We start from the raw sequence: 25,607 nt of genomic DNA on the forward strand, positions 1-25,607 counted from the left end.
CGCGTGCGATTCAGCCGCGCACCGGTCGCGGCGCATCGCCGGTCTCAGCGCTTCGCGCTCAATCCCGCCCGCACGCCCTCAGGCTCCCGGCTGCGCCCGAGCAGCGCTGCCAGCGACAGATCCGCGAGCTTGCCAAACGGCGCACGCAGCAGGCTCGGCAGGTTCCAGCGCCCCAGCACGAACACGCCCTTCGCATGGCTCATCGCGCGGAATCCCTCGATGCCGTGATACGCGCCCATCCCGCTCGGGCCGACGCCGCCGAACGGCAAGTCCTCCTGCGCGACATGCAGGAGCGTGTTGTTGATGCCGACATTGCCCGACGTGGTGCGCTTGAGCAACGACTCGCAGTCGCTGTCCTGCGCGCCGAAGTAGTACAGCGCGAGCGGCCGCGGACGCGCATTCACGTAGTCGACGACTTCGTCGATCGTGCGATACGTGCGCACCGGCAGGATCGGCCCGAAGATCTCTTCCTGCATGACGGTCGTATCGTCGCCGGCACCGACGATCAGCGTGGGCGCGAGCGTCCGCTTGCGGGTGGCCGCCTGCTGCGGATTCACACCCGCCTCGATCACGCGCGCGCCCTTGCTACGCGCTTCGTCGACGAGGCTCTTCAGGCGATCGAAATGCCGGTCGCTGACGATCGACGTGTAGTCCGGGCTGGTCGGCCCGCCCGGATAGAAGCGCGCGACGGCCGCATCGTATTGCGCGACGAACGCGTCGAGGTCGTCTTCATGCACCAGCGCATAGTCGGGCGCGACGCAGGTCTGCCCGCCGTTCGACAGCTTGCCGAACACGATGCTGGACATCGTCCGGCCGTCGACGTGCCCTCTCGCGACGATCGCCGGGCTCTTGCCGCCGAGTTCGAGCGTCACCGGCACCAGGTTGTCGCTGGCCGCCTTCATGACCTTGCGGCCCACCTGCGTGCTGCCGGTAAACAGCAGATGATCGAACGGCAAGCCGCTGAAGGCGGCGCCGACTTCCGGGCCGCCGAGCACGACCGCGACTTCCTCGCTCGGGAAAGTTTCCGCGAGCATTCGGCGCATCACCTCGCTGGTGCGCGGCGTCAGTTCCGACGGCTTGAGCATCGCGCGGTTGCCCGCGGCCAGCGCGGTGGCCAGCGGAATGAACGTGAGCGCGAACGGGTAATTCCACGGCGCCATCACGCCGATGACACCCAGCGGCTGGTACTCCACGCGCGCGTGCCCGGCCCGGTAAAAGATCCCGACGTGCCGGCGCTGCGGCTTCGTGAAGCGGCGCAGATTGCGCGTCAGGTAGTCGATCGCCTGGATCACGCCGACCAGTTCCATGATCGCGGTCTCGTGTCGCGAGCGGTGCCCGAAATCGGCGCTGACCGCCTCCTCCACTTCGCTGCGATACGCGAGCACCACGGCGCGCAGCCGCGCGAGCCGCGCCTTGCGCTGCTGCACGCTCGGCGGCCCCTCGCTGACGAACGCATTGCGCTGGCGGGCCAGCAACGCCGCCGGGTCGAAGCTCGAGCTGGATTCTGCGGAAACGGCCATGGTGCACCTCACGAGGTTGCGTCGATGTAGACACTGTCAACTTGCATGCGGCGGATCATAGGCTCACAATGTGTTCCCTGTCAACATAGGAGCAACGCGATGTCGTCGGATGAGGCTGCGGACGCCGGGCAAAAGGCTTATCACCACGGGGATCTGCGGCGCGCGATCATCGACACGGCGCTCGACACGCTGCAGGAGCAACAGGGCTGGCAGTTCACGCTGCGCGAAATCGCGCGGCGCGCGAACGTCAGCCACTCGGCGCCGTACCGGCATTTCCCGGACAAGGCCGCGTTGCTGCACGAGCTCGCGCTGATCGGCTTCGATCGGCTGAACGAAGACCTCGCCGCGTCCGTCGATCCCGCGGCGGACGCACCGGACGTGCTGCGCGCACTCGCTTACGCCCATCTCGCGTTCGGGCAGCGCAACCCGGATCTCTATCGACTGATGTTTGCCGCGGATGCCGGCGAGCCCACGGACATCCATCTCGATCCGCGCGTGCAGGCGCCGTTCCTGCTGGTCGTCGACATCCTGGAACACGGCCAGCGCGCCGGCACGATCCGCCCGCGCCCGGCGCTCGGCCAGGCGACCGCCTGCTGGGCGCATCTGCATGGGCTGACGATGCTGGCGATCGACGGGCGGCTGGTGCGCGAGAAGGTCGGCGATCACGCGATCGAAGATGCGCTGACCACCTTGCTGGACGGTCTCGTGCTGCCCGCCAGCCCCGCGCGGTCCGCGAAGACGAAAAGGCCTTGACCTTCAACTTTGCTTGAAGGTTAAGGTTTGCCTCGGCAGCGTATCGAGGCCATGGGTATGGGCACTGCCATCCGACAATCCGGCGGCGCGTCGACGACGCCCGCCCGTGGCCGATGAAAGGGAACCGCATCATGAGCAAGCGCATCCTTCACGTGGTCAGCAACGTCGCGCACTACGCCGATCCGTCCCAACCGACCGGCCTGTGGCTGTCCGAGCTGACCCATGCCCATCAGATCTTCGCGGCGAAAGGCTATGAGCAGCTGCTGGTGAGCCCCAAGGGCGGCGTGTCGCCGCTGGAGCCGCGCTCGCTCAAATGGCCGCACGCCGACGCCGCCGCGAAAGCGTGGCGCGCCGACAAGGCCAATGAGGCGCTGCTGGCCACCACCGCGCGCCCCGACGAGATCGATCCGGCCGATTTCGATGCGATCTACTTCACCGGCGGCCACGCGGTGATGTGGGACTACCCGGACGATGCGGGATTGCAGCGGCTCACGCGCGAGATCTACGAGCGCGGCGGCGTCGTGTCGTCGGTCTGTCACGGCTACTGCGGGCTGCTGAACACCAAGCTGTCGGACGGCTCGCTGCTGGTTGCCGGACGCCGGATCACCGGCTACTCGTGGGTCGAGGAAATCCTGGCCGGCGTCGCGAAGAAGGTGCCCTACAACGTCGAGGAGCAGATGCAGCAGCGTGGCGCGCGCTACGAGAAGGCGCTGCTGCCGTTCACGTCGTACGTCGTCGTCGACGGCCGGCTCGTGACCGGCCAGAATCCGCAATCGGCGAAGGCGACCGCGGAACAGGTCGTCGCGTTGCTGTGATGGGATGCGCCGGCGCGCTGCCGCTAGGCGCGGGGCGGCCGGCGGCGCACGACCGCTTCATCGCGATCGGCGGCGGCAGTCGCAGCCTCGCCGCCACCGCCCTCCGCCGCACTCCCCGGCGGGATGCGCGACAGCAATCGCTTCGCATGGATTGCACAATCGACCGACTCCGGTTTCGCGGCGATATCGGCGATCAACGCCACGATCTGCGCCTTGCTTTGCGCGAGCCGCGCTTCCAGCGCCTCGATGTCCTGCACCTTGCGGCACAGCGCGTCCAGTAACGAAGCGCAGGGCCACTGCGCGAGGTCGGCCGGCATCAGCGTGCGAATCTCGTCGAGACTGAAATCCGCCTTCTGCGCAGCCGTGATCAGGTCGAGCACCGTCACCGCTTCCTGCGGATAGGTGCGATAGCCGTTCGCTTCGCGCTCGACGAGCGTCAACAGACCGATGCGCTCGTAAAAGCGGATGCGCGAAGAGGTCAGGCCGGTGCGTTCCGCCAGTTCCCCGATCTTCATGTTCCGATACTCCCCGGCCGGATCGTGTCCGGCCATCTGCCCCGTCGTGACTGTCCTTTGTCTCCCGATGTTGTTTCGCAATCCGATCTTTATCGGCTTCCTGTCGAATGGCGAGCGAACGGCGCGCGCTCAAATCACTTCGAAACGCAGGCCCGCATGGCGCACCAGGCGCTCGATGTAGCGCGCGTCGAACATCGTCGCGGGCGTCCAGAAGCCGCCGCCGCGGCCGGTCTTCACGCCGTCGCCGGCGCAATCCAGCGCGAGACTGATCGCGGCCTGGCCGAGCATCTTGCCAGTGGAGCCGTAGCCGGGATCGCGATCGCCGGTGACTTTCACGCGCAAGGTCTTCCCGTCGTCGGTGCGGCCGAAGAAGCGCAGATCGTAGCGGCCGGCCAGCTGCGCCGCGGCGCTCGGCCCCTCGCCGGGTTTCGGCAGCAGGAAACGCTCCATCAGGCCGCGCACCGGCTTGATGACGACACCCACCATGAACGCGCCGAGACCGGCCACCATCGTCACCGCGGTCAGGCGGCCCTTGAGGCCCGTGCCCGTCATCACCGCTTCGTCATACGTGAAGCGGCTGCCGTACGCGTTGCCGGCGAGCGCATTGGAGCGATGCACGACACGCTCGTTGATCGCCGCCATCACGAACGGCGCGATCCACGCGTCGAAGTCGCGATCGAATGCGGCGGATCGCACCGCATGCTGGCGCATCGTGAAGCCATGCCCCGGCGGGCACAGCGAATACGGATCGAGCAGTTCCCGGCGCAACGCTGGGTCGGCCGCCGCTTCCCTGACGACGTTGATCACGCTCGCCACCGTGCCGCCCGACGCGCCGCCCTTCAGCGTTTTCACCCGCATCTTCACCTGCGCGGCCGGCACGCCCCACCGCTGCCGCGCCTGCTGCTGCAGGAAGAACACGCCCATGTCCGACGGCACCGAATCGAAGCCGCAGCAATGGACGATGCGCGCGCCGGATTGCCGGGCCGCGGGCTCGTACCTGTCGATCATCCGCTTGATCCATTGCGTCTCGCCGGTGAGGTCGCAGTAGTCGGTGCCGGTCTCCGCGCAGACCCTGACCAGCGGCTCCCCGTAAAGCGCATAGGGGCCGACGGTGGACACGACCACCCGCGTCTGCGCGCAGAGCGCGCGAAGCTGCGCTTCGTCGGCCGCGTCGGCGACGATGATCGGCACCGACTGCCCGGCCGCGCCCAGCGTATCCCGGACCTGCCTGAGCTTCGCTTCCGAACGGCCGGCGATGGCCCAGCGCAGCGTTTCGCCGCTGCCTGACAGGTACTCGGCGAGGTAGCGGGCGAGGATCTGCCCGACGAAACTGGTGGCGCCGAATACGACGAGATCGTGGGTCGGACGGGTCATGGGCGATTCCTTCGGCGCGGGCGTGCCGCGAAGTGGCGTGGCGTCAGCGTGGCTTTCCGGGTTCATCGAAGGCCTTCAATGGGGTCGGCAGGTTCAGCACCAGCTGCGCGTCCTTCACCACGTCGAGACGCAGGATGGTGGACGCGCCCAGCCCGTCGAGCAGCTGGCTCAGCGGGCCGCCGTGCCGCACGAGCTCGACGTTGCGCGGCAGCAGGCGCTGAGCGAACGATAGCGCATTCGTCTGCACGAATGTCTGGTGCCATTCGCCGTCGATGCGGTTGATCATCGTCGACGTGCCCATGTGCGACTGCGACGCGACGTTCGTCAGCTCGGGCATCGGCACGCTCAGGCTCAGGTCCGGCCGGCCGCCCGGGCCGGCAATGCGGGCGCTGGCGGTGGCGTCGAGTTTCACGTCGATATCGGCGAGCCACTTGGGCAGCTGATAGCCGTGCACGCCGCGCACCCGCGCGATTTCCGTGGTGACCGGCAGCGCGAGCACGTGCGCGAAGAAGCTCCGGCGCCGCATCGAATCGAGCAGCTCGAGCGCGTGTGATCCGGTCGAGCCGGGCCGCCGGATCACCACCGCGACCGACACTTCGTCATACGGATCGTTGTCGCACACCGAATACGAGAAGAAGGTCAGCGCGACCAGCCCGTACCCTGGGAGCGCGCGCAACGGCTCGAGCGGCACCGGCAGCGTGCTCCGCAGGCGTTCGAGCGGCGCAAGGAACAGCAGCTGAATGCTGCTGGAACGGTAGTAGAAATTCGGCGCCCAGGTCAGGCCGACCCGCGACGCAACCTGACGCTTCGGAATCCGACGGAAAAAATCGATGTTCCCCGCCGCGGGATCGCGCGCCACTTCGTCGAGGTCAGGATTCATCCGGAACCGGTCGTAGTACCCGCCTTCGGGCACGTCGACCTTGTGTGGGCCGAATTCGACCTGTGTAAACCGCCTGTCCATGCTCGTTGCCTCCCGTCGATGATCGACCGTGGCAGGCAACACCCGATGCCCGCTGACTCACCGCCGTCAGCAAGCACTCTAAGATTTAAGTCAACTTTAAGGTCAAGGCCCCGAATAGAGGGGCATGTCGGATTGCGTTTGAGCGACTGGCCGGCGCTCGCCGGGCCGGCGCCGGATCATTTGGCGGTCGTGCGACGGCCCTTGCCGGGTGTCGGCGCCTCGCCCGGATTGCGCAACCGGTCCATCACCCAGCGCGTACGCTCCGAGCAGGTCAGTTCGGCCGGCCGGTTCTTGATGCTGTCGATCGCGACGCGCAGTTGCGCCTTGTTCTCCTCGAGGCGCTTCTGCATCGCGTCGATCTCGGCGACTTTCCGTTCGAGCGCCTCCACCAGCCCGTCATGCTGCCAGTTGCCGGCTTTCAACGGCAGCAGATGGCGGATCTGCTCCAGCGAGAACCCGGCGCTCTGTGCGCCGGCGATGATCTCGAGCATCCACACCGCGTCGTCGCCGTATTCGCGATAACCATTCGTGCCGCGCTCCACGGCCGTGAGCAGCCCCTCAGCCTCGTAGAAGCGGATCCGCGAGGCCGTCAGGCCACTGAGCTTCGCGAGTTCCCCGATTCTCATCCCTGCCTCTCCAGCGTGTTGACATTAAACCTAACTTTAAACCTAGAGTGAACGCATCGCCAAGGCAGGCGGGCAGCGGATGCCACCGCATGCGCCGCGCCGGCCCGGCGACCCTCGCGACCGGCAGGACCGTCACGGATCGATATCGCCCACCGAACAGGAGCAGACATGGGATACGTCACAACGCAGGATGGCGTCGACATCTTCTACAAAGACTGGGGGCCGCGCGACGCGCAGGTCATCTTCTTTCATCATGGCTGGCCGCTCAGCGCCGACGACTGGGATGCGCAAATGCTCTTCTTCCTGGCACAGGGCTATCGCGTGATCGCGCACGACCGTCGCGGCCATGGGCGCTCCAGCCAGGTGTGGGACGGTCATGACATGGATCACTACGCGGACGACGTCGCCGCGGTCGTGAATCACCTCGGCGTGCAAGGCGCCGTTCATGTCGGCCATTCGACCGGCGGCGGCGAGGTGATCCACTACGTCGCCCGTCACGGCGAAGACCGCGTCGCCAAGGCCGTGCTGATCAGCGCCGTTCCGCCGCTGATGGTCAAGACGGACAGCAATCCGGGCGGCCTGCCGAAAGCGGTATTCGACAACCTCCAGGCGCAACTCGCGGCGAACCGTGCGCAGTTCTACTACGACGTGCCCGCCGGCCCGTTCTACGGCTACAACCGCGACGGCGCGAAACCGTCGCAAGGCGTCATCTGGAACTGGTGGCGGCAGGGCATGATGGGCAGCGCGAAGGCCCACTACGACGGCATCGTCGCGTTCTCGCAGACCGACTTCACCGAAGACCTGAAAAGCACCACGATCCCCGTTCTCGTGATGCATGGCGACGACGACCAGATCGTCCCGTATGCGGATTCCGGTCTCCTGTCGGCGAAGCTGGCGAGGAACAGCACGTTGAAGACGTATGCGGGCTTCCCGCATGGCATGCCCACGTCCAACGCCGAAACGATCAACGCCGATCTGCTCGCGTTCATCCGCGGCTGAAAATCGACGACGCCACTGCGGCCTTCAGTTGCCCTTGCGGCTGAAGGCCGTCGCCTGCCCGCTCTCGAACGCAGCTAGTCGAGCCCGCGCAGAAAATCGGGAACCGCTTCACCGATCGACGCAAGATAGCCGGCCATCGCGCCGGCGACCTTGCGCACGGCGGGGCGTGCCGTCATCCGTTCACGCCACGCGAGCAGGCGGGGCGTTTCGTCCGTCATCGGCGCGCCCTTGCGCGCGCCGAATAACTGCGCCATGTAGAACGCGATGTCGGCATAGGAATACGTGTCGGCCAGAAACGCGCGATCCGCCAGCACGTGCTCCATGCGTCGATAGTATTGCGCCGCCGCGACGCGAGCAGCCTGTGCCGCTGGATCGTCCGGTTTCTCCTCCAGCCCCATCAGCCGGACGACATGCGGAAAATAGATTTCGTCGCTGCAATGCTCGAGCTGACGCGCGATCGCGCGCGCCGCCGGATGCGCTGGCCATAGGGCGGGATCGGGCTGCAGATCCTCGAGATACTCGAAGATCTGCGTGGAATCGAAGAGCTCCAGATCGCCGTCGATCAGCACCGGCACCTGCCGCTTCGGGTTGATCCGCAACACGTCCGGATGTTTGGGATCGTAGCCGCGAAGCTGGCTGAACGGCACCATCACCAGTTCGAATTCGATGCCCTTCTCGTGCGCGGCCATCTCGACCTTCGCGCCAAACATGCTCAGCGGCCCGGAAATGATCTTCATCGCTTGATCCCTCGTGATGTCATGCTGCGTCGCCCGCGTCGATGAAACGGATCGGGAATGCGCGAAAGCATAAACCCGATAACATGACACCTCATGTCAGGTATTTGAGGTAACGTGTCGCTCATGAAAGCGAGCCGCCTGTTGTCGATCATGATGATGCTGCAAGCGCGCGGCCGGATGACCGCACCGGCGCTCGCCGAAGCATTGGAAGTATCCGAGCGCACGATCCTGCGCGACATCGACCAGCTCTCCACGGCCGGCGTGCCGATCTGGGGCGATCGCGGCCGCAACGGCGGCTTTCAGTTGAGCGATGGCTGGCGTACCGATCTCACCGGGCTCACCGAGCACGAAGCGCACGCGCTGATTCTGGCGGGCTTGCCCGGGCCGGCGCGAGAATTGGGCCTCGACGGCATGGCGACTTCCGCGCGGCTGAAGATGATCGCAAGCCTGCCGCCCGGCTCGCGCGAGCATGCCGATCGCGTCGCCAGCCGGCTGCACGTCGACACCGTCGACTGGTACCGCGCGCAGGAAACGCCGGCCTGCCTGCGTGAAGTGGCCGATGCGGTGTGGGGTTCGTATCGTATCGACGTGAAATACCAGAGCTGGCGCGGCGTGTCCCGCCGCGAACTCGAGCCGCTCGGCCTGGTGCTCAAGGGCGGCGCGTGGTACCTGGTTGCCAGGGTGGTCGGCAAGCCCGGCGCACTCACGTTCCGGCTCGCGAATATCCTCGAACTCGATGCATCGCGCCGCCGCTTCAAGCGGCCCGTGCGATTCGACCTCGCGACGCACTGGCGCGACGCGATGAGCCGGTACGAAGCCGACCTCGATCGGTTGACCGCCCATATCGCCGTGTCGCCGCGCGGCGAAACCTGGCTGGCCAACACGCGGATCAAGGCCGAGCGTGTCGTGCAGGAAAAAGGCGACACGGAGGTGCCGCCGGGATGGACGGCGTTCCTGATGCCGATCGAATCGATCGAGCACGGCGCGCGGAAATTGCTGGGGTTCGGCGCACACGTGAAGATCCTCGGGCCGCAAGCGCTCAAGGATCAGTTCATCGACGAGTTGGCGCAGGTGCAGGCGCTCTATCAGGCCGGTGACGATTGAAGCATCGCGTTGCGCGACGACGTGGTCGCGGCGATTCGAAACAATGGAACCGTTGAGTCTTCGTCAAGTTTGACGTCGCGCTTCTCAAGGTGGTACTGCCGGCCACGCCGGTCAATTATCGCGCTTCGCCCCAACCCCGACCTGTTCAGCCACCGGCCCGCGGTGGACGATTGACAGCCGCCGGCAGAGCGCCGACAGTTCCGGCATCGCCGCTCGATCGTGCAGGCCGGCATACCGGGGATCGGCCACCGCGAGCGCGAGCGCGAGCGCGCGTGCCGCGCCTGTCGCAAGCAAGGCGCCCATGGACTGCTAGCCAACCATACCGAGAGAACAGCATGCCGCTTCAGTCGAACTACCCCAACACGCTCCACTACGTTCGGCAGAATGCGCGCCGGCTGACCTATGACATCGGCTACTACCTGAGCCCGCACAGTGACGGAGCGATCACCGTCGGCTACGAGATCGTGCAGGCGGCGCACCACGGCCGCATCGGCTGCGCGGCGACCACGCTCGATTTCCGGGGCTCGCTCGAAGAAGCGGAACGGTATCTGGTCAAGCAGCTCGAAGCGATGGTCGAGGGCTTGCCCGAGTCGTGGGAATCGGATCAATACAGAAACCGCAAGGAGACGGACGAGAGCGCGGTCGAGCATGCGTGGCTGATACGCAGCGTCTACGGCTACTGGCCGAAATTTCATGACGCCGGGGTACTGGCCATCGCACTGCGCCGGGTCAACGTGAACGGTGGATGGCAAACGGATATGGAACTCACGATCCGTCATGCCGGGCAAGACAATCCGGCATGGAAAGGGCCGCAAACGCCTTGCCGGATTACGTTCCTGTTCGAGGACGTAGAGGGAACCGAGTTCGCGACGGAAAATGTCGCGCTCCCGTCGTGGATTTACGATCTGCGGTTTTCTCATTGCGACGATGGCCGCATCCAGATCGACCTGTATCCGTCGACCGGCTTCGGGATCCTGCTCTACTGTCGTGCCGCGACCGTCATCCGCATCGAGCCCTGCGCGGCAGACGACGTCGGCATCTGAAAGCCACATCGGCACAGTCAGATTTCGTCGGAGAACTCGTCGAGAAAGCGCTGCAATCGATCGCGGCGAACGATCGCCATACGCGTGCCGGTGACGGTCTGAAAACCGGTTGAAAGCCTCAGCAGTTTCGTGCGGAAGTGATCGATCGCGAATCGCGTGTCGTCGAGCGCCCGTGCCGATGCGTGCGGATCCGCCGGGTCGTACAACGCGCTGCCCATCCGGCCCGCGACATAAAAGCACCGCGCGACGCCCACCATGCCGATCGCATCGAGCCGGTCGGCGTCCTGCAGCACCTTGGCTTCAATCGTCTTCGGCGCGACACCGGCCGAAAAACTGTGCGCCTCGACCGCATGCGCAACCGCGTCGATCTTCGCATCCGGCCAGTCCAGCGACTTCAGCACCTGCCGGGCCTTCTCCGCCGACAGCCGCGATGCGTGCGCGCGAAGCGGGGAATCTTTCTCCACCGCCACGCAGTCGTGCAGCAGCGTCGCCGCCAACAGCACCTCCGCGTCGCCGCCCTCCTTCGCCTGGATCGCGGCCGCGTTCTTCCACACGCGTTGCAGATGCGACGTGTCGTGCGCGCCGTCGCCATTGGCATCGCGCCAGTGCGCCAGCAAGGTGTTGGCCAGATCCTGAAAGGGTGCGAACGCAGGGAAAGTCATCGGGGAAAGCGGTCGAGGTCGGGATGCCGATTATCGCCGCAAGCGCCGCGCGGCATACGATCCGCTATCCGTTCTGCCCGTGATTCCGGTATATCAAGCAAACTACAACCTCCAGCAGAACCCGGTTGCCTTATAGTGCGGGTTGCCAATTCGACGAGGAGCGCTGCAATGACACTGCTGGCCAATGGTCCGTTTGAAGTGAAGCTGAATCCGGAATCCCTGAGTGCCGTCGCGGAACAGACCGGGCTCGGCCGCATGTCGCTGGACAAGCAGTATCACGGCGACCTGGAAGCCGTCAGCCAGGGAGAGATGCTAGCGTTTCGAAGCAGCATCCCGGGCTCCGCCGGCTATGTGGCGATGGAAACCGTGCAAGGCGCGCTGGGCGGCCGCCACGGCAGTTTCGTCCTGCAGCACAGCTCCACCATGACACGCGGGCAGCCGCAGCAGTCGATCACCGTCGTGCCCGATTCCGGCACGGGTGAACTGCTGGGGCTCGCCGGCTCGATGATCATCACCATCGACAACGGCCTGCATTCGTACCGCTTCGACTACACGTTGCCGGAATCGCCTCGGTAAGCCGGCTCGTGCAGCCGATGCGGCTGCTTCGTGGTGTCGCCGCGCCGGGGCAATGACGCCGTCCATGCAGCATTCACGTGCCCGATACCCGGCAATTGCGCTCCGACGAACGCACTACCGGGTTCGCTCGTGATCACGCAGATGCGTTCGACCGCGATGACGCACTCACCCGTCACCGAGCCATGACACCACGATCGTCACGCGTTCAATTCCACGCATGGCGCGCCGGCCGCACGCCGTTCAGGTAGTAATTGCCGACGAGGTGATATTTCCAGCGCACCGGATCGTGCAGCGTATGCGTGCGTGCATTGCGCCAGTGCCGGTCGAGGTTGTGCTCGGCCAGCGTCGACTGCGTGCCCGCCAGCTCGAACAGCTTCTCGCCCGCGAGCAGCGCGATTTCCGTCGTCAGCACCTTCGCCTCGCCCACCGCCACCGATGCACGTGCGACGTCGTCCTCGGTCACGTCGCCGCGCGCCGCGATCTCGTCGAGCGTACGCGCCGCGCGCTCGAGCAGCGCCTCCGCCGCATGCAGCTGGATGTGCAGATGGCCGACCTCGCGAATCGTCAGCGGATCGTCGGCCGCCCGCTCGACGCCGCTGTCGACCCACGGTCGCGTGCGCGAGCGCACGAACGCCAGCGTATCGTCGAGCGCGGCCTTCGCGATGCCCGCGTCGATCGCGGCCTGGATGATCTGCGACAGCGGGCCGTTCAGCGTCGGCAGGTCGGACACGCGCTGCGCCGGCAGCACGTGCGACGCCGGCACGCGCACGTTGTCGAGCACGACGGTGCCGCTCGCGGTGGTTCGTTGCCCGAACCCCGACCAGTCGTCGATTACGGTCAGCCCCGGCGCGGGCTGGCGAATGTACGCGAGCCACGCTTGGCCCGTGTCGTCGAGGCCGAGCACCGGCACGTAATGCGCGAACAGCGCGCCGGTCGAATAGAACTTGGTGCCGTCGACGACGTAATCGTCGCCGTCCCGCCGCACGCGCGTCTTCAGATCGAGCACGTGCTTCGTGCCCTTCTCCGAAAAGCCGTTGCCGAACCGCTTGCCGCTCAGCACTTCCGAGAACAGGTGGCGCTTCTGCGCGTCGGTGCCGGTCAGCGCAATCACGTCGACCAGCCCGAAATGATTCTGCGGCAACTGCCCGAGCGACGGATCGGCCGCCGCGACGATCTTCACCACCTCGGTCAGCGTCACGTGCGACACGCCCGCGCCGCCGTACGCCTTCGGCACGGTGATGGCCCACAGCCCCGACTGCGAGAACCATTCGATCTCGTCACGCGGCAGCCGGCGCTCCCGGTCGCGTTCGGCCGCGCCTTCCGCGAGCCGCTGCGCAAGCGCGTGCGCGGCCGCGATGGCCTGCGCGTCGTCGGCGATCACGCGGGCCGCCTGCGGTTGCGGATCGGCCGGCCGTTCCTGGATCGTGGCGCTCGTCTCTGACATCGGGCTCTCCTGCTGATTGACGGAAACATTCAATCTAGCAGCACGCCGTACGCCGGCAAACCGAGCGATTCGCACAACGATATTCCTTCGCATGACAAACGATGCGGTGCACGGCCCGCAATGCACCACGCGTCAGCGACGATATCGACGCCCCGGCATCGATGCCACACCGCCTCGCCCGCGTAATGCCCGGTGACGATAACGATGTACGAATCCGTTATTGGATCGTCAGCAGCGTGCTTCCTATACTGGCCTGCCGGCATCGACGGCCCTGCCTTTCAAGGATCACCGCATGACTTCGTCTCCCGCAGCAACCGAACTTTCCACCGGCACTGACTATGACGCGCTTGCCAGCCGCTTCAGGCCGATCTTCGAACGCATCGCGGCCGGCACCGCGGAACGCGAACGCCGCCGAGAGCTGCCGCACGAGGCGATCGGCTGGCTGAAGGCCGCAGGCTTCGGCGCCGTGCGGCTGCCGGTGCGCGATGGCGGCGCCGGCGCGTCGCTGCCGCAGCTGTTCCGGCTGCTGACCGAACTCGCTACCGCCGATTCCAATCTGCCGCAGGCCTTGCGCGGGCACTTCGCGTTCGTCGAGGACTGGCTGAACGCGCCGCCCGGCGCCGATCGCCAGACCTGGTTCGACCGCTTCGCGAGCGGCCAGCTCGTCGGCAATGCATGGACGGAAACCGGCGACGTGGCGCTCGGCCAGACCATCACGAAGGTATCTGAAAAGAATGGCCGGCTCGTGCTGAACGGCCGGAAGTTCTACAGCACCGGCAGCCTGTTCGCCGACTGGATCGACGTGTTCGCGCAGCGCGCGGACGACGGCCGCGACGTGATCGTCGCCGTCGCGACCGCGCAGCCCGGCGTGATCCGCGAAGACGACTGGGACGGCTTCGGCCAGACGACGACCGGCAGCGGCACCACGCGCTTCGAGGACGCGACGGTCGACGCGCGGGACGTGATCGACTTCGCGCGACGCTTCAAGTACCAGACGGCGTTCTACCAGCTCTTCCACGTCGCGACGCTGGCCGGCATCGGCCACGCGATCGTGCGCGACGCGGGCGACCTGGTGCGCCGCCGCACCCGCGTGTACAGCCACGGCAACGCCCCGCGCGCGGCCGACGACGCGCAGCTGCAGCAGGTGATCGGCGAAATCGCGTCGTGGGCCTATGCGGCCGACGCGCTCGCGCTGCGCGCCGCGCAGCCGCTGCAACGGGCCTATGAGGCGCACTTCGGCGGCGACGAGGCGGCCGAGCACGATGCGAACGTGGCGGCCGAGATCGAATCCGCGCAAAGCCAGCTCGTCGTCTCTGACCTCGTGCTGCGCGCGGCGACGCGCCTGTTCGACGCGCTCGGTGCGTCGGCAACCCGCAGCACGACGGCGCTCGATCGTCACTGGCGCAACGCGCGCACCGTGTCGTCGCACAATCCGCTCGTCTACAAGGCGCGGATCGTCGGCGACTGGGTCATCAACGGGCGCACGCCGCCGTTCGTCTGGCAGATCGGCAACGGCCCGGGTGCGAGTTCAAACACGAGCACGCATGCAGAGACAGGAGCCGCCCAATGAGCAAGACCATCCGCTTCAATGCGTTCGAGATGAACTGCGTCGGCCATCAGTCGCCCGGGCTGTGGGCGCATCCGCGCGACCGGTCGTGGCAATACAAGGATCTCGACTACTGGACCGACCTCGCCCGTGTGCTCGAACGCGGGATTTTCGACGCGATCTTCATCGCGGACGTGATCGGCTACTACGACGTCTACAAGGGCAGCAATTACCACGCGCTGCACCAGGCCGCGCAGATCCCGGTCAACGATCCGCTGCAGCTCGCCGCGCCGATCGCGATGGCGACCGAGCATCTCGGCATCGGCATCACTGCATCGACGACGTTCGAGCACCCGTACACGTTCGCACGCCGGCTGTCGACCGCCGACCATCACACGAAGGGCCGGCTCGCGTGGAACATCGTCACGTCCTACCTTGAAAGCGGTGCGAAGAACGTCGGCGACAACGGCCTGCGCACGCACGACGACCGCTATGCGGTCGCGGCCGAATACGTCGAGGTGCTGTACAAGCTGTTCGAGGGCAGCTGGGAAGACGGCGCGGTCGTGCGCGATCGCGACGGCCGCGTGTTCACGCATCCCGAGAAGGTGCACGAGATCGGCCACAAGGGCCGTTTCTTCGACGTGCCCGGCTACCACCTGTGCGAGCCGTCGCCGCAGCGCACGCCGGTGCTGTTCCAGGCCGGCGCGTCCGGCCCCGGCAAGGCGTTCGCGGCGCAGCACGCGGAATGCGTGTTCGTCGCCGCGCCGACGCGCCCGCAGCTCGCGCGCTACGTGGCCGACGTGCGCGCGCAGGCCGCGGCCGCCGGGCGCGACGCGAGCAAGGTCCTGATCTACAACCTCGTCACCGTGATCGTCGACGAGACCGACGAGAAGGCGCAGGCCAAGTTCGACGAATACCGCAAGTACGTGTCGTATGACGGGTCGCTGGTGTTCATGTCCGGCTGGACCGGCATCGACTTCGGCCAGTACGCGCCGAACGATCCCGTCCGGCGCGTCGAAACGAATGCGATCGTGTCGGCGGTCGAGCACCTCGCGGGCGGTGACACCGCGTGGACGATCGAGGAACTGGCGGCCTGGGGCGGCATCGGCGGCCTGGGGCCGGTGTTCGTCGGGTCGGCGGAAACCGTCGCGGACATCCTGCAGGAATGGGTCGCCGCCACCGACGTGGACGGCTTCAACCTCGCGTATGCGGTGGCGCACGAAACCTTCGAGGATGTCGTGCGTTTTCTCGTGCCCGAGTTGCAGCGGCGTGGCGTGTATCCGACCGGCTATGCGCCGGGCACGCTGCGCGAGAAACTGTTCGGCGGGTCGGCGCGGCTGCCGGACGAGCATCCGGCCGCGCAGTATCGCGACATCGAGCAGGTCAAGCGCGATGCCGAGCGGGTAGCCGCCTGAGCGTGACGACCATTCGGCGGCTGGTCGGCCTGCCGTGTGCGGGCCGACCGGCTTCACGATGAGCAACAACTGGTGCGTCGGGCCGACACTCGCCCGGCACGCCGCCACCTGATCGCCCCTTCCCCCTCATTCGACACCCGATGCGGGCTCCGCTTCCGCGCTCGTCCATCGAGCGGGCGAAACGTGCGGCTGCGGCAACCCACGACGACGCGCGCACCCACCGTACACGCGTTTCCCTGAGGATGAGCGACCTCGACCGCGTTCAAACACCGCCGTCATCATCGATATCACGCGCCGTCGGCTCATAACGCACGATCAACAGGAACACGATCGGCGTGGCGGCGCTGATCGCGACGACCCAGAACATGTCCGTGCCGAGCCGCGCCTGCAGGATCGGCAGCACGAACAGCGCGAGCGCCTGACCGATGCCGCACAGCGAACGCCCGAAGCCGACGCCGGTGCCGCGGATCGCCGCCGGATACGACAGCGTCGGGTAGATCATCATCTGCGCGCCGGGCCCGAACCCTTCGGCGAACAGCCAGGTGCCCAGCATCAGCAGCACGAAGCCGATCGCGAGCGCGCCATGCGGATGCCCTGCCAGCGCGAGCGCCACGAGCGCGACGAACTGCAGCGCGAAGCCCGCGATCGCGACATGGCGTGACGCATGGCGATGGGCAAGGCGCATGCCCAGCAAGCCGCCGGTGAACGCAAACAGCACGTTCAGCGCCAGCGACGCCGCGATCGTTTCGAACACGCCCGCGCCGAGAAACTGCGACAGGATCGACGGCAGGAAGAACGCGATCGCCGTGTATTCGAACGGGATGCACAGGTTCATCACGCTGGCGACGATCGTGCGTCCCAGGTACGGGCGCTGGAACAGCACACGAATGCGCACGGGCGGCTGGCTCGGCGCGCGTCGGGCGTCCTCTGCTTCGTGCGCATGAATCCCGTACGACTCGCGCAGAATCCGCGCGGCGTTGGCCAGGTCACCCTGGTTCGCGGCCCACAGCGGCGACTCGTTCATGAACCGGTTCCTGAACAGAATGATGACGAGCGCCGGCACCGCACCGAAGATCAGCGACGCGCGCCACAGCCATCCCGCATGCTCGGCGGGCAGCAGGAAATACAACCCGAAGATCAGCAGGAAGCAGACCGACGACGCCACGTACCACATCGGGCACCACGCCGCGAGCCGCGACGCCTTGTTGCCGCGGCCGTTGAACTTCGAGAATTCCGCGAGAAACGCCATCGCGACCGGCAGGTCGATGCCGACCCCGAGCCCCATCACGAAGCGCGCGCCGATCAGCACCCACACGTTCGGCGCGAGCCCGGCCGCGATCGCCGCGACCACGAAAAACAGCATGTCGGCCATGAACACCTGATAGCGGCCGATCTTGTCGGTCAGCCATCCGCCGATCAGGCTGCCGAAGATCGTGCCGATCATGATCGCCGACCCGACCAGCCCGGTCAGTGCCGGTGTCAGGCCGAACTCGCGCGCCACGTCGTCGATCCCGTAGGACAGCGTCGTCAGGTCGTACGCATCGAGAAACACGCCGCCCAGCGCCAGCAGCACGATCATCCGGGCATGGCTGACCGAGCTGTCCACCGTGTTGATCAGGCGCGCGACGTCGCTTGCCGAGCGAATGGGCGAGGAAACCGGTGTAACGGCGTTCAGATCGATCGAACTCATCGCATTCCTTAGTTTTTCGCCGAATGATCGGCGATGTCCGCATGAAGCCGGAAGTCGGGCATATTCATTCGCGATCGACAGCGACCATGCGCGGCCAGACGCCGCTCGACACGCGACGCCATCACGTTCCGGCAGCACGCATTCTGTTCTCCCGATTCCGTTATCCCAAGCGATATAAATCGATAAATTAATCGGCCCGCGTCATAAAGTTGCTCGCCATCCACGCTTAGCAGCAGCGTGCATGTTCAATCGCGGATTTCTTCGTTCACGGCGCGCCGATGCTTCGTTACATTGGCCGGTCACCCTGCCTGTTCGCGGCATCTTGCCGCCCTTCCGGAGAATCCCCGATGAAGCTGTCCTGGTCCCGCGCGTGGCAATCCGCGGCCCTCGTCGTTGCCGCGCTCGCCAGCCTCGTCTCGGTGCACGCACGCGCCGCGACGCCCGCGGAGATCCGCGTCGACTATGCGTACTACTCACCGGAGAGCCTGGTGATCCGCCACTTCGGTTGGCTCGAAGACGAATTCAAGGCCGACCGCACGTCGATTCGCTGGGTGCTGAGCCTGGGCAGCAATCGTGCGCTCGAATACCTGAACAGCGGCGCGGTCGATTTCGGTTCCGCCGCGGGTCTCGCGTCGGTGCTCGCGCGTGCGAACGGCAACCCGATCCATACGGTCTACGTGTTCTCGCGCCCCGAGTGGACCGCGCTGGTGGTCCGCAAGGATTCGCCGATCCGCTCGCTCGCCGACCTGAAGGGCAAGAAAATCGCCGCGACGCGCGGCACCGATCCGTTCCTGTTCACGCTACGCGCGCTGCACACGGTCGGCCTGACCCGCGACGACGTCGAGATCGTCAACCTGCAGCATCCGGACGGGCGCACCGCGCTTGCGAACGGCCAGGTCGATGCGTGGGCCGGCCTCGATCCGCACATGGCCGCGGCCCAGCTCGACGACGGCGCGCGCCTGCTCTATCGCAATGTCGCGTTCAACACCTATGGCTTCCTGAACGTCCGCGACGCGTTCGCCAGCCAGTATCCGCAGGCGGTCACGCGCGTGCTGAAGGTCTACGATCGCGCGCGCCAGTGGATCGTCGCGCATCCGGCCGACACCGCGCAGATCGTCGCCGACGAATCGAAGGTATCGCTGCCGGTGGCGAAACTGCAGCTGCAGCGCAACGACTTCAGCGATCCCGTTCCGGGCGACACCCAGCGCGCGGCGCTGAAGGCGGCCGCCCCCGTATTGACGGCCGAACAGCTGACCAAGCCCGGAGTCGATCCCGCGAAGATCGTCGATACGCTGATCGATCCGTCGTTCGCGCGCCCGCTCGTCGACGCATCGCGCTGAGACTGCCGCCCATGACCGACACCGCCGCCCGCGACGACACGCTCGCGCCCCGCCGCCCCGCTTCGCCGCCCGCTGGCCGGCGCGATCCGCTTCGCCGGTGGCGGATCGCGGGCCTCGCGCTGCCGTTCGCGGCGCTCGCGTTGCTGGAGGTCGTCGTGCGGCAGGGCTGGCTGCCGAATCATCTCGTCCCCGCCCCGAGCGAGATTCTCGACACGCTCGCCCGCCTCGGCGTCACGCGCGTGGCGCGCCATGTCGGCGCGAGTACGCTGCGGGTCGCGGCGGGGTTTGCGGCGGGCGCCGGACTCGCGCTCGTCGTCGGCGCGGCGATGGGCCTGAGCCGCCGGATCGACGCGCTGTTCGAACCGACGTTCCAGGCGCTGCGCGCGATTCCGTCGCTCGCGTGGGTGCCGGTGTTGCTGCTGTGGCTCGGCATCGATGAAGCACCGAAGATCACGCTGATCGCCATCGGCGCGTTCTTCCCGGTCCACCTCGCGGTGGTCGCCGGCATTCGCGACGTCGACCGCAAGCTCGTCGAACTCGGCGCGGTGTACCGGCTCGGCCCGTTCGCGCTGTTCCGCCGCATCCTGCTGCCGGCCGCGCTGCCGCAGATCGTCACCGGCTTGCGCACCGGCCTCAGCCTCGCGTGGATGTTCATGGTGGCCGCGGAGCTGATCGCGGCCACGCGCGGGCTCGGCTTCCTGTTGAGCGACGGCCGCGAAACCGGCCGCCCGGATCTCGTGTTCGGGGCGATCCTGCTGCTGGCGCTGCTCGGCAAGCTGACCGACGGCGCGATGGCGCGCATCGAGTCGCGCTGGCTCGGCTGGCGCGATGCATTCGACCACACGCCACGTAAAGGGTCGGCATGAGCACACGTTCTTCCGCACACACGGCGGCGCGCACCGCGACACCGCTGCTCGACGTGCGCATCACCCGCAAGCTTTACGGCGATCGCACGATCCTCGCCGATGTCCCGCTGCAGGTTGCGCGCGGCGAGATCGTCTGCGTGGTCGGCCCGAGTGGTTGCGGCAAGAGCACGCTGCTGCGGATCGTCGCCGGCCTCGATACGGATTTCCGCGGCAGCGTGAAGCTGGGCGGCGTCGCACTCGACGGCCCGTCCCCGCGCGCCGGTGTGATCTTCCAGGAGCCGCGGCTGCTGCCGTGGCTATCGATCGCGGACAACGTCGGCTTTGCGGCCGGCCCGCGCGGCGGCCGCGAGCCGGCCGTCGCACGGCTGCTCGACGAAGTCGGCCTGGCCGGGGTCGCCCGGCAACTGCCGGCCACGTTGTCGGGCGGGATGGCGCAGCGCGCGGCGATCGCGCGCGGGCTGTTCGGCGAGCCCGACCTGCTGCTGCTCGACGAACCGTTCAGCGCGGTCGATGCGATCACCCGGATGCGGCTGCAGACGCTGCTGCTCGATGTCGTCGCGCGGCACCGGACGGCCGCGATCGTCGTCACGCACGATCTGGACGAAGCGCTGTATCTCGGCGATCGCGTGCTGATGCTCGCGCCCAATCCGGGCCGCATCGACGACGAGATCCACGTCGGGGTCGCCCGGCCGCGCGATCGGCGCGACCCGACGCTGGCCGTGCTGCGCGCGCGGCTGCTGGACGCATTCCAGCAGCTTCAGGATCGTGCCGACGAGACGACGCGCCGACCGCGCGACCTTCAGGCCTCCGAAGCCTGACTTCGCGCCCGCCGGTTCACGACCGGCGTCGCCCGGCCCCGATTCGGCACGCGTTCAGCGCCGGGGCGATGCATCCGTCATCGAATACCGGTGCTGCAGGAATCGCAGCCGTATCGAAGCGCCGCCAGGGTGCGCGAGGTATCGCGCACCTGCTCACCGCTCAGCGAGGTGACATGCCGCAACTCACCGGCGCACTTCAACCGTGCGTATGTCTCAACTCGCCGTCGATCGTCTGCGGCAGTCTCAGCAGGTTGAAGATCGGGCAGATGGCCTCGACCGCCTGATGCAGTGCCCGAATCGTCTCCGGCGGTTCGGGCGAGACGATATCGAGCGTATAGCGAAGGTTGTGCGGGAACACCGGCACATGCTCGAACCCCGGTTGCTGCGCGAGCGGATGCTGGTCGCCGGTCACCTCGACCTCGATCGAGTCGATCTTCAGGCCGCGCTCCGCGGCCTGGATCAGCGTGATGTGCGTCAGGCAACTGCCGAGCACGCCGAGCTGCAGCTCCGGCGACGCCGGCCCGAGGTTATAGCCCGCGAAATCGGGCGGGCTGTCGCTGATCACCTGGAAGTCGCGAATGCGGATCTCCCGCACGCCGCTGCGGCCCAGCGCGCGCACGGTCGCTTTCAGCGGGGTCGCCTTGAGTTCGGGATTGCTGCGGGCGGCTTCCTTTTTCGCGAGCCACGCGTCGCGCTTTTGTTCGAGATAGTCGTTCAGTGTCGTCATGTCGGGTCGATACGGTCGCAATGACCGGCCGCGCATACGGCGGCCAATCGAGAGGGAGCTTCATGCTATTCCCTTCCGCGACCGCCACTAAACGATCAATCCAGCAAAGCAATTCGCCGGATGTGATGTCGCATTGCGGCACGCGCGCGGCAATTTTCGGCTGCCGTTCATTACCTCGAGTTATCCACAATTTCCGTGCATAACCCTGTGGAGAACGTTGGAGAAATTGCCCGTCCGCCTTGACCGGCAAGGATCACGGCTACGCCGTGCTGCCTCGGGGCCCCTGAACGCAGACCGCGTCGCATCGCGCTCGGCGATCGGCCGATCGTCGTGCTTCACCGCGCCAGTGCATGGATCGCGTCGACGTCGGCAGTCAGGAAGTCCGCACCAGAAATGTGCCGCTTCGACGCCGGTGCACCGCGTTGGCGGCAAGCCGGCCCGTCGATCCCGCTCCGGTCGCCCGTATCGGTGCATCAGGCGAGCGCCTCGTCACGCAGACGGAACTGCGCAACCGCCGCACTCAGCCGCGCGCCCTGTTCATCGAGCGACAGCGCGGCGGCCGCGGCCTCCTCGACCAGCGCGGCATTGCGTTGCATCGTCTGCTCCATCTGGATGACCGCGGCGTTCACCTGCTCGATGCCCGACGCCTGCTCCTCGAACGCCTGGCCGGTTTCGCTCATGATCATATTGACGCGCTCGACCGCCGCGACGAGCTCGGCCATCGCCGAACCGGCCAGTGCGACGAGCCCGCTGCCGTCTTCGACACGCTGCGCGGAATGGCCGATCAGTTCGCGGATCTCCTTCGCCGCCGACGCGCAGCGCTGCGCGAGCCCGCGCACCTCGGTCGCGACGACGGCGAAGCCACGCCCCTGCTCGCCGGCGCGCGCGGCTTCGACGGCAGCGTTCAATGCAAGGATGTTGGTCTGGAATGCGATGCTTTCGATCACGCCGACGATCCCGGAGATCCGCGTGGAACTGAGCGAAATCGCCGACATCGTCTCGACCACGCGTTGCATCGCCTCGCCGCCGCGCGACGCGATGCCGGCCGCGCCTTCGACATAGGTGCGCGCATCGCGCGCGTTGTCCGCGTTCTGGCGCACGGCCGCCGTCAGTTGCTCGACGCTCGCCGCCGCCTGTTGCAGCGAAACGGCCTGCTGCTCCGTGCGCGCCGACAGGTCGACGTTGCCGCTCGCGATCGTGCGGACGTCGCCGACGATCGTCTCCGTGCTCGTACGCACCTGGTTCACGGTGTCGACGAGGCCGTCCTGCATCCGTTTCAGCGCATGCAGCAGATAGGCCATCTCGTTCTCGCCGGGCACCACGACCGTTCCGGTCAGGTCGCCTGTCGAGATCTTCTCGAACTGGTCGACCGCGAGCTTGATCGGCTCGATGATCGCCTTCGCGAGCACGCGCTGCGCAAGGAAGCCGACGACGAGTGCGAGGGCCGCGACCGCCGCCATCCCCCACACGATCCGATGGAACTGCACGCCTGCCGCGTCATAACGCGCCTTTTCGCGCGCGACCTGGAACGCCTCGAGCGCATCGATCGCCTCCTGGTAGGCGGCGAACAGCTCGGGCGGCGCGGTACGTTGCGTGTCGAGGAAGCCGAAACCGTCGTCGCCGTCGAGTTGCGAGAGCGCCTTCAGGAACACGCGGTCGAGCAACGCCCGACGGCGATTCTGCAGCGTGTCGAACAGCGCCTGCTCGTCGGCGTTGCGCGCGTGCAGCCCCGCATAGGCATCCAGTTCGTCGTTGCTCTGCTTGAGGAGCGTGCGGAGTTTCGCGATCTCTTCCTTGGCCGAGTGGCCGGCGCTGATGATCTGCGCGACGTCGCTCATGCGTTCGCGCAGCACGAGCATCCGCTCGGAGCTGGTCTTCAGGTGCAGCAGCGACGCGGTGTCGTCGCGGTACATCGCCTCGAGCGAACCGTTGCCCATATAGAGGGCCGCGATGCTCGCGCCGACCACCAGCACGAGCAGCACGGTATAGCCGGCGATGGTCGCGACGAGGCCACCACGGATAGTGAGTTGTTTTCGCATGACGTTCCCTTGCGCGGGCCGGGCGCGGCCAGCGGCGGATGTGGATTCCGGATCACGAAAGACGCGCGCCGTGTCGCAACACGGGGCGCATGGGCTGCGAACGGGTTAACGGCGGCGGGAACGGGGAGGTTTTACCGATACGCGACGTGAATCTTGACGATTGCGACAGGGGCAGGGGCGAAGCGGTACGTGACGAGTGCGCGAAGCCGTGCCGACGATCATCTGGGAGTGAAGAAAGGCATCCTGATCACTTCGACGCACTCCGACGGGTATCTAGCCGCCGTTCGTCAGCCTCGAACGAATCTCGTCAACCGACAGGTCGCGCTGATGCGTTGCGATCTGCCATCGATTCCCCCACGGATCCTGCACCATCGCCCGCCTGTCGCCGTACGGCATGTCGGCGGGGGCTTCGAGCGTGGTCGCACCCGCTGCAAGCGCCCGCCGGTAGGTCAGGTCGGCATCCTCGACATACACGTACAGGAATGCCGGCATCGGCTCACGCAGGCCATCTTCCCCGCTGATCATCACGACGGAATCACCGATCCTGATTTCCGCGGGCAGCCCCGGGCGGTACTCGCCCTGTGCGTGAAATACCGTTCGGATGAATTCGATCAGGTTTTCAGGATCAGGCACGACGATCCGGGGCGTGACGGTGTGCCATCCATCGGGCTGGAACCTGGCCATGTCGGGCAGCCTCCGAAGAGATTTCCGACGGGTATTGTGCGCCGGGCGACCTCTGTGGGCAAAGGGGGCGACGCTGCACTCCGCGGTGTCCACGCCGCCCTCCATTCAGATAGGGACGGATTCGACATGTCCGACGACGCGCGTCCCCTCTTCCTACGACATACATCCGCGCGGCCGCATGTTTAACTCATGCCCAGCCGGATCGGGCGCATTCCGAATCCGGGCGGCGCGCGCACCTTGAAGGTTCATGAAGCCCGTCAATGCTTCGATGAATTCCGATGTGCTTGACGCACTGCTTGTACACAGCGACGACGAACCGGCTATCGACGTGTGAACCAACACGCGCGTCGCTGCCGCACCCGTTGCGCTCCAAGTGAGGCTTGCCTACGCATCGCCATGCCAACAACGACTGGAACCTGAATGGTGACAAACGCCGAACCCGTGAATTTCCACAGCGCGATCGCCTGTGCGCCGGCAGCCAATGCGCCGCTCGAGTCCCCGCTCGCATGCGTCTGATCTGTTTTCCGTATGCGGGCGGCTCGGCCGCCGTCTACCGCGCGCTGCAAACCTTGTTGCCCGGCATCGAAGTGCGCCGTCATGAACTTGCCGGCCGAGGCGGCCGCCTGTCCGAGCCTGCCATCCGAGACATGTCGACGCTGGTCGACACGTTGCTGCGCGACCTGGACAACTGCTTCGATCGTCCCTTCGCGCTGCTCGGACACAGCATGGGCGCGGCGATTGCGGCCGAACTGGCCCTGCGACTTCCCGCCCACGCACGACCGAACCTGCGGCATCTGTTCGTGAGCGCGCGTGCCGCACCGGGCCAGGAGCGCCACGATCGGCGCATGCAGGCGCTGGATGATCGCGCCTTCATCGATGCGCTGCGCGAGATGGGCGGCACACCGAAAGCGGTGCTGGACAACGGCGAACTGATGGCGCTGCTGATGCCGGCGCTGCGTGCGGATTTCACGCTGATCGAAAACCACCGGCCCGTGCCCGGGCCCAGGCTGGCGGTGGATATCACCGCATTCGCGGGCCGGGGGGACAACGAGGTCCCCGTCGATGCCGTTGCGGGCTGGGGCGCCGCGACGACCGGGCGCTTCGATTTTCACGTCATCGATGGAGATCATTTCTTTCTGAGAAACGAAATGCGGACGATGGCCGGCGTCATCGCGGCGCGCATGCGGCGCGCGGAACACGCCGCGTCGAGCGCACTGCAGGCATGACGGGCCGATCCTCGCGATCGGCGTGCCGGCCGGTGCCGTGATCGTCGAATGAAAACGCCCGCGCGCCTGATCCGCTCCCCTGCCGGAGCCGCGGGCCGGTCAAGCAAGTCGGGAGGCCGCGTCGCTT

The 25,607-nt window shown here is 66.8% G+C and carries 25 protein-coding genes; 12 read left to right on the top strand and 13 right to left on the bottom strand.

Going from position 1 to position 25,607, the window contains the following annotated elements:
* Window positions 1-44: 44 nt before the first annotated feature.
* On the bottom strand, window positions 45-1,520 hold the full coding sequence (locus QZM35_RS15015; RefSeq protein WP_089429861.1) for a coniferyl aldehyde dehydrogenase: 1,476 nt from the start codon (window positions 1,518-1,520) through the stop codon (window positions 45-47).
* 99 nt (window positions 1,521-1,619) lie between these two features.
* Here QZM35_RS15015 and QZM35_RS15020 point away from each other — a divergent pair, with 99 nt between their 5' ends.
* Window positions 1,620-2,273 (top strand): TetR/AcrR family transcriptional regulator, encoded by a 654-nt coding sequence (locus QZM35_RS15020; protein ID WP_089429862.1) that lies wholly within the window; start codon window positions 1,620-1,622, stop codon window positions 2,271-2,273.
* Window positions 2,274-2,404: 131 nt separating this feature from the next.
* Window positions 2,405-3,088, top strand: coding sequence for a type 1 glutamine amidotransferase domain-containing protein (locus QZM35_RS15025; RefSeq protein WP_089430142.1), 684 nt, complete (start codon window positions 2,405-2,407; stop codon window positions 3,086-3,088).
* Between the two features lie 23 nt (window positions 3,089-3,111).
* Here the strand turns inward: QZM35_RS15025 and QZM35_RS15030 are convergent, their stop codons facing one another.
* The 4 genes from QZM35_RS15030 to QZM35_RS15045 form a co-directional block, all read right to left on the bottom strand.
* A complete protein-coding gene (locus QZM35_RS15030; RefSeq protein WP_174975331.1) occupies window positions 3,112-3,603 on the bottom strand; it encodes a MerR family transcriptional regulator in 492 nt (163 codons plus the stop codon).
* Window positions 3,604-3,732: 129 nt separating this feature from the next.
* Window positions 3,733-4,977: a trans-acting enoyl reductase family protein gene (locus tag QZM35_RS15035; RefSeq protein WP_301776249.1), complete on the bottom strand. Its 1,245-nt coding sequence runs from the start codon at window positions 4,975-4,977 to the stop codon at window positions 3,733-3,735.
* A 43-nt stretch (window positions 4,978-5,020) separates the two neighbouring features.
* Window positions 5,021-5,938, bottom strand: a complete 918-nt coding sequence (locus QZM35_RS15040) for an acetoacetate decarboxylase (protein WP_301776250.1) — start codon at window positions 5,936-5,938, stop codon at window positions 5,021-5,023.
* 176 nt (window positions 5,939-6,114) lie between these two features.
* A complete protein-coding gene (locus QZM35_RS15045) occupies window positions 6,115-6,564 on the bottom strand; it encodes a MerR family transcriptional regulator (protein WP_089429866.1) in 450 nt (149 codons plus the stop codon).
* A 168-nt stretch (window positions 6,565-6,732) separates the two neighbouring features.
* Here QZM35_RS15045 and QZM35_RS15050 point away from each other — a divergent pair, with 168 nt between their 5' ends.
* Window positions 6,733-7,563 (top strand): alpha/beta fold hydrolase, encoded by an 831-nt coding sequence (locus tag QZM35_RS15050; RefSeq protein ID WP_089444463.1) that lies wholly within the window; start codon window positions 6,733-6,735, stop codon window positions 7,561-7,563.
* A 74-nt stretch (window positions 7,564-7,637) separates the two neighbouring features.
* Here the strand turns inward: QZM35_RS15050 and QZM35_RS15055 are convergent, their stop codons facing one another.
* Window positions 7,638-8,300, bottom strand: a complete 663-nt coding sequence (locus tag QZM35_RS15055; protein ID WP_301776251.1) for a glutathione S-transferase family protein — start codon at window positions 8,298-8,300, stop codon at window positions 7,638-7,640.
* Between the two features lie 123 nt (window positions 8,301-8,423).
* Between QZM35_RS15055 and QZM35_RS15060 the strand changes: the two genes are divergently transcribed.
* Window positions 8,424-9,404 carry a YafY family protein gene (locus QZM35_RS15060; protein WP_301776252.1) on the top strand — a complete coding sequence of 327 codons (981 nt, stop codon included), beginning with the start codon at window positions 8,424-8,426 and terminating at the stop codon, window positions 9,402-9,404.
* A gap of 111 nt (window positions 9,405-9,515) precedes the next feature.
* On the opposite strand, the gene QZM35_RS15065 is transcribed toward QZM35_RS15060, so the two are convergent.
* Window positions 9,516-9,707 (bottom strand): hypothetical protein, encoded by a 192-nt coding sequence (locus QZM35_RS15065; RefSeq protein ID WP_089429869.1) that lies wholly within the window; start codon window positions 9,705-9,707, stop codon window positions 9,516-9,518.
* A gap of 32 nt (window positions 9,708-9,739) precedes the next feature.
* On the opposite strand from QZM35_RS15065, the gene QZM35_RS15070 reads away from it, so the two are divergent.
* Window positions 9,740-10,447: an Imm50 family immunity protein gene (locus tag QZM35_RS15070; protein WP_089429870.1), complete on the top strand. Its 708-nt coding sequence runs from the start codon at window positions 9,740-9,742 to the stop codon at window positions 10,445-10,447.
* Window positions 10,448-10,464: 17 nt separating this feature from the next.
* Here QZM35_RS15070 and QZM35_RS15075 read toward each other — a convergent pair whose 3' ends face one another.
* On the bottom strand, window positions 10,465-11,109 hold the full coding sequence (locus QZM35_RS15075; protein WP_089429871.1) for an HD domain-containing protein: 645 nt from the start codon (window positions 11,107-11,109) through the stop codon (window positions 10,465-10,467).
* 168 nt (window positions 11,110-11,277) lie between these two features.
* Between QZM35_RS15075 and QZM35_RS15080 the strand changes: the two genes are divergently transcribed.
* A complete protein-coding gene (locus QZM35_RS15080) occupies window positions 11,278-11,685 on the top strand; it encodes a DUF3224 domain-containing protein (RefSeq protein WP_089429872.1) in 408 nt (135 codons plus the stop codon).
* 205 nt (window positions 11,686-11,890) lie between these two features.
* On the opposite strand, the gene QZM35_RS15085 is transcribed toward QZM35_RS15080, so the two are convergent.
* A complete protein-coding gene (locus QZM35_RS15085) occupies window positions 11,891-13,129 on the bottom strand; it encodes an SfnB family sulfur acquisition oxidoreductase (RefSeq protein WP_089429873.1) in 1,239 nt (412 codons plus the stop codon).
* 292 nt (window positions 13,130-13,421) lie between these two features.
* Between QZM35_RS15085 and QZM35_RS15090 the strand changes: the two genes are divergently transcribed.
* Together QZM35_RS15090 and QZM35_RS15095 are read left to right on the top strand one after the other, a co-directional pair.
* On the top strand, window positions 13,422-14,699 hold the full coding sequence (locus QZM35_RS15090) for an acyl-CoA dehydrogenase family protein (protein ID WP_301776253.1): 1,278 nt from the start codon (window positions 13,422-13,424) through the stop codon (window positions 14,697-14,699).
* Entirely contained in the window at window positions 14,696-16,090 is a 1,395-nt protein-coding gene (locus tag QZM35_RS15095; protein ID WP_089433851.1) for an LLM class flavin-dependent oxidoreductase, read from the top strand. The genes QZM35_RS15090 and QZM35_RS15095 overlap by 4 nt, the downstream gene beginning before the upstream one ends.
* 262 nt (window positions 16,091-16,352) lie before the next feature.
* Here the strand turns inward: QZM35_RS15095 and QZM35_RS15100 are convergent, their stop codons facing one another.
* Window positions 16,353-17,780: an MFS transporter gene (locus QZM35_RS15100; protein WP_089433852.1), complete on the bottom strand. Its 1,428-nt coding sequence runs from the start codon at window positions 17,778-17,780 to the stop codon at window positions 16,353-16,355.
* Window positions 17,781-18,127: 347 nt separating this feature from the next.
* Between QZM35_RS15100 and QZM35_RS15105 the strand changes: the two genes are divergently transcribed.
* The 3 genes from QZM35_RS15105 to QZM35_RS15115 are packed head-to-tail and all read left to right on the top strand — an operon-like array spanning window position 18,128 to window position 20,804.
* Window positions 18,128-19,120 carry an aliphatic sulfonate ABC transporter substrate-binding protein gene (locus QZM35_RS15105; RefSeq protein WP_089433853.1) on the top strand — a complete coding sequence of 331 codons (993 nt, stop codon included), beginning with the start codon at window positions 18,128-18,130 and terminating at the stop codon, window positions 19,118-19,120.
* Window positions 19,121-19,131: 11 nt separating this feature from the next.
* Entirely contained in the window at window positions 19,132-19,986 is an 855-nt protein-coding gene (locus QZM35_RS15110) for an ABC transporter permease (RefSeq protein ID WP_179255336.1), read from the top strand.
* Complete coding sequence (locus QZM35_RS15115) at window positions 19,983-20,804, top strand: ABC transporter ATP-binding protein (RefSeq protein ID WP_089433854.1); 822 nt, start codon at window positions 19,983-19,985, stop codon at window positions 20,802-20,804. Before QZM35_RS15110 ends, QZM35_RS15115 begins: the two co-directional genes overlap by 4 nt.
* Window positions 20,805-21,000: 196 nt before the next feature.
* Here the strand turns inward: QZM35_RS15115 and QZM35_RS15120 are convergent, their stop codons facing one another.
* The 3 genes from QZM35_RS15120 to QZM35_RS15130 form a co-directional block, all read right to left on the bottom strand.
* Window positions 21,001-21,531 (bottom strand): OsmC family protein, encoded by a 531-nt coding sequence (locus QZM35_RS15120; RefSeq protein ID WP_089429879.1) that lies wholly within the window; start codon window positions 21,529-21,531, stop codon window positions 21,001-21,003.
* Window positions 21,532-22,004: 473 nt separating this feature from the next.
* Entirely contained in the window at window positions 22,005-23,570 is a 1,566-nt protein-coding gene (locus QZM35_RS15125; protein ID WP_301776254.1) for a methyl-accepting chemotaxis protein, read from the bottom strand.
* A 273-nt stretch (window positions 23,571-23,843) separates the two neighbouring features.
* Entirely contained in the window at window positions 23,844-24,347 is a 504-nt protein-coding gene (locus tag QZM35_RS15130; protein WP_254600283.1) for a VOC family protein, read from the bottom strand.
* A 413-nt stretch (window positions 24,348-24,760) separates the two neighbouring features.
* Here QZM35_RS15130 and QZM35_RS15135 point away from each other — a divergent pair, with 413 nt between their 5' ends.
* On the top strand, window positions 24,761-25,480 hold the full coding sequence (locus QZM35_RS15135) for a thioesterase II family protein (RefSeq protein WP_089433856.1): 720 nt from the start codon (window positions 24,761-24,763) through the stop codon (window positions 25,478-25,480).
* Window positions 25,481-25,607 lie beyond the last annotated feature (127 nt).

The sequence above is a fragment of the Burkholderia sp. AU45274 genome (assembly GCF_030482505.1).
In the GTDB taxonomy this organism is placed as follows: Bacteria; Pseudomonadota; Gammaproteobacteria; order Burkholderiales; family Burkholderiaceae; genus Burkholderia.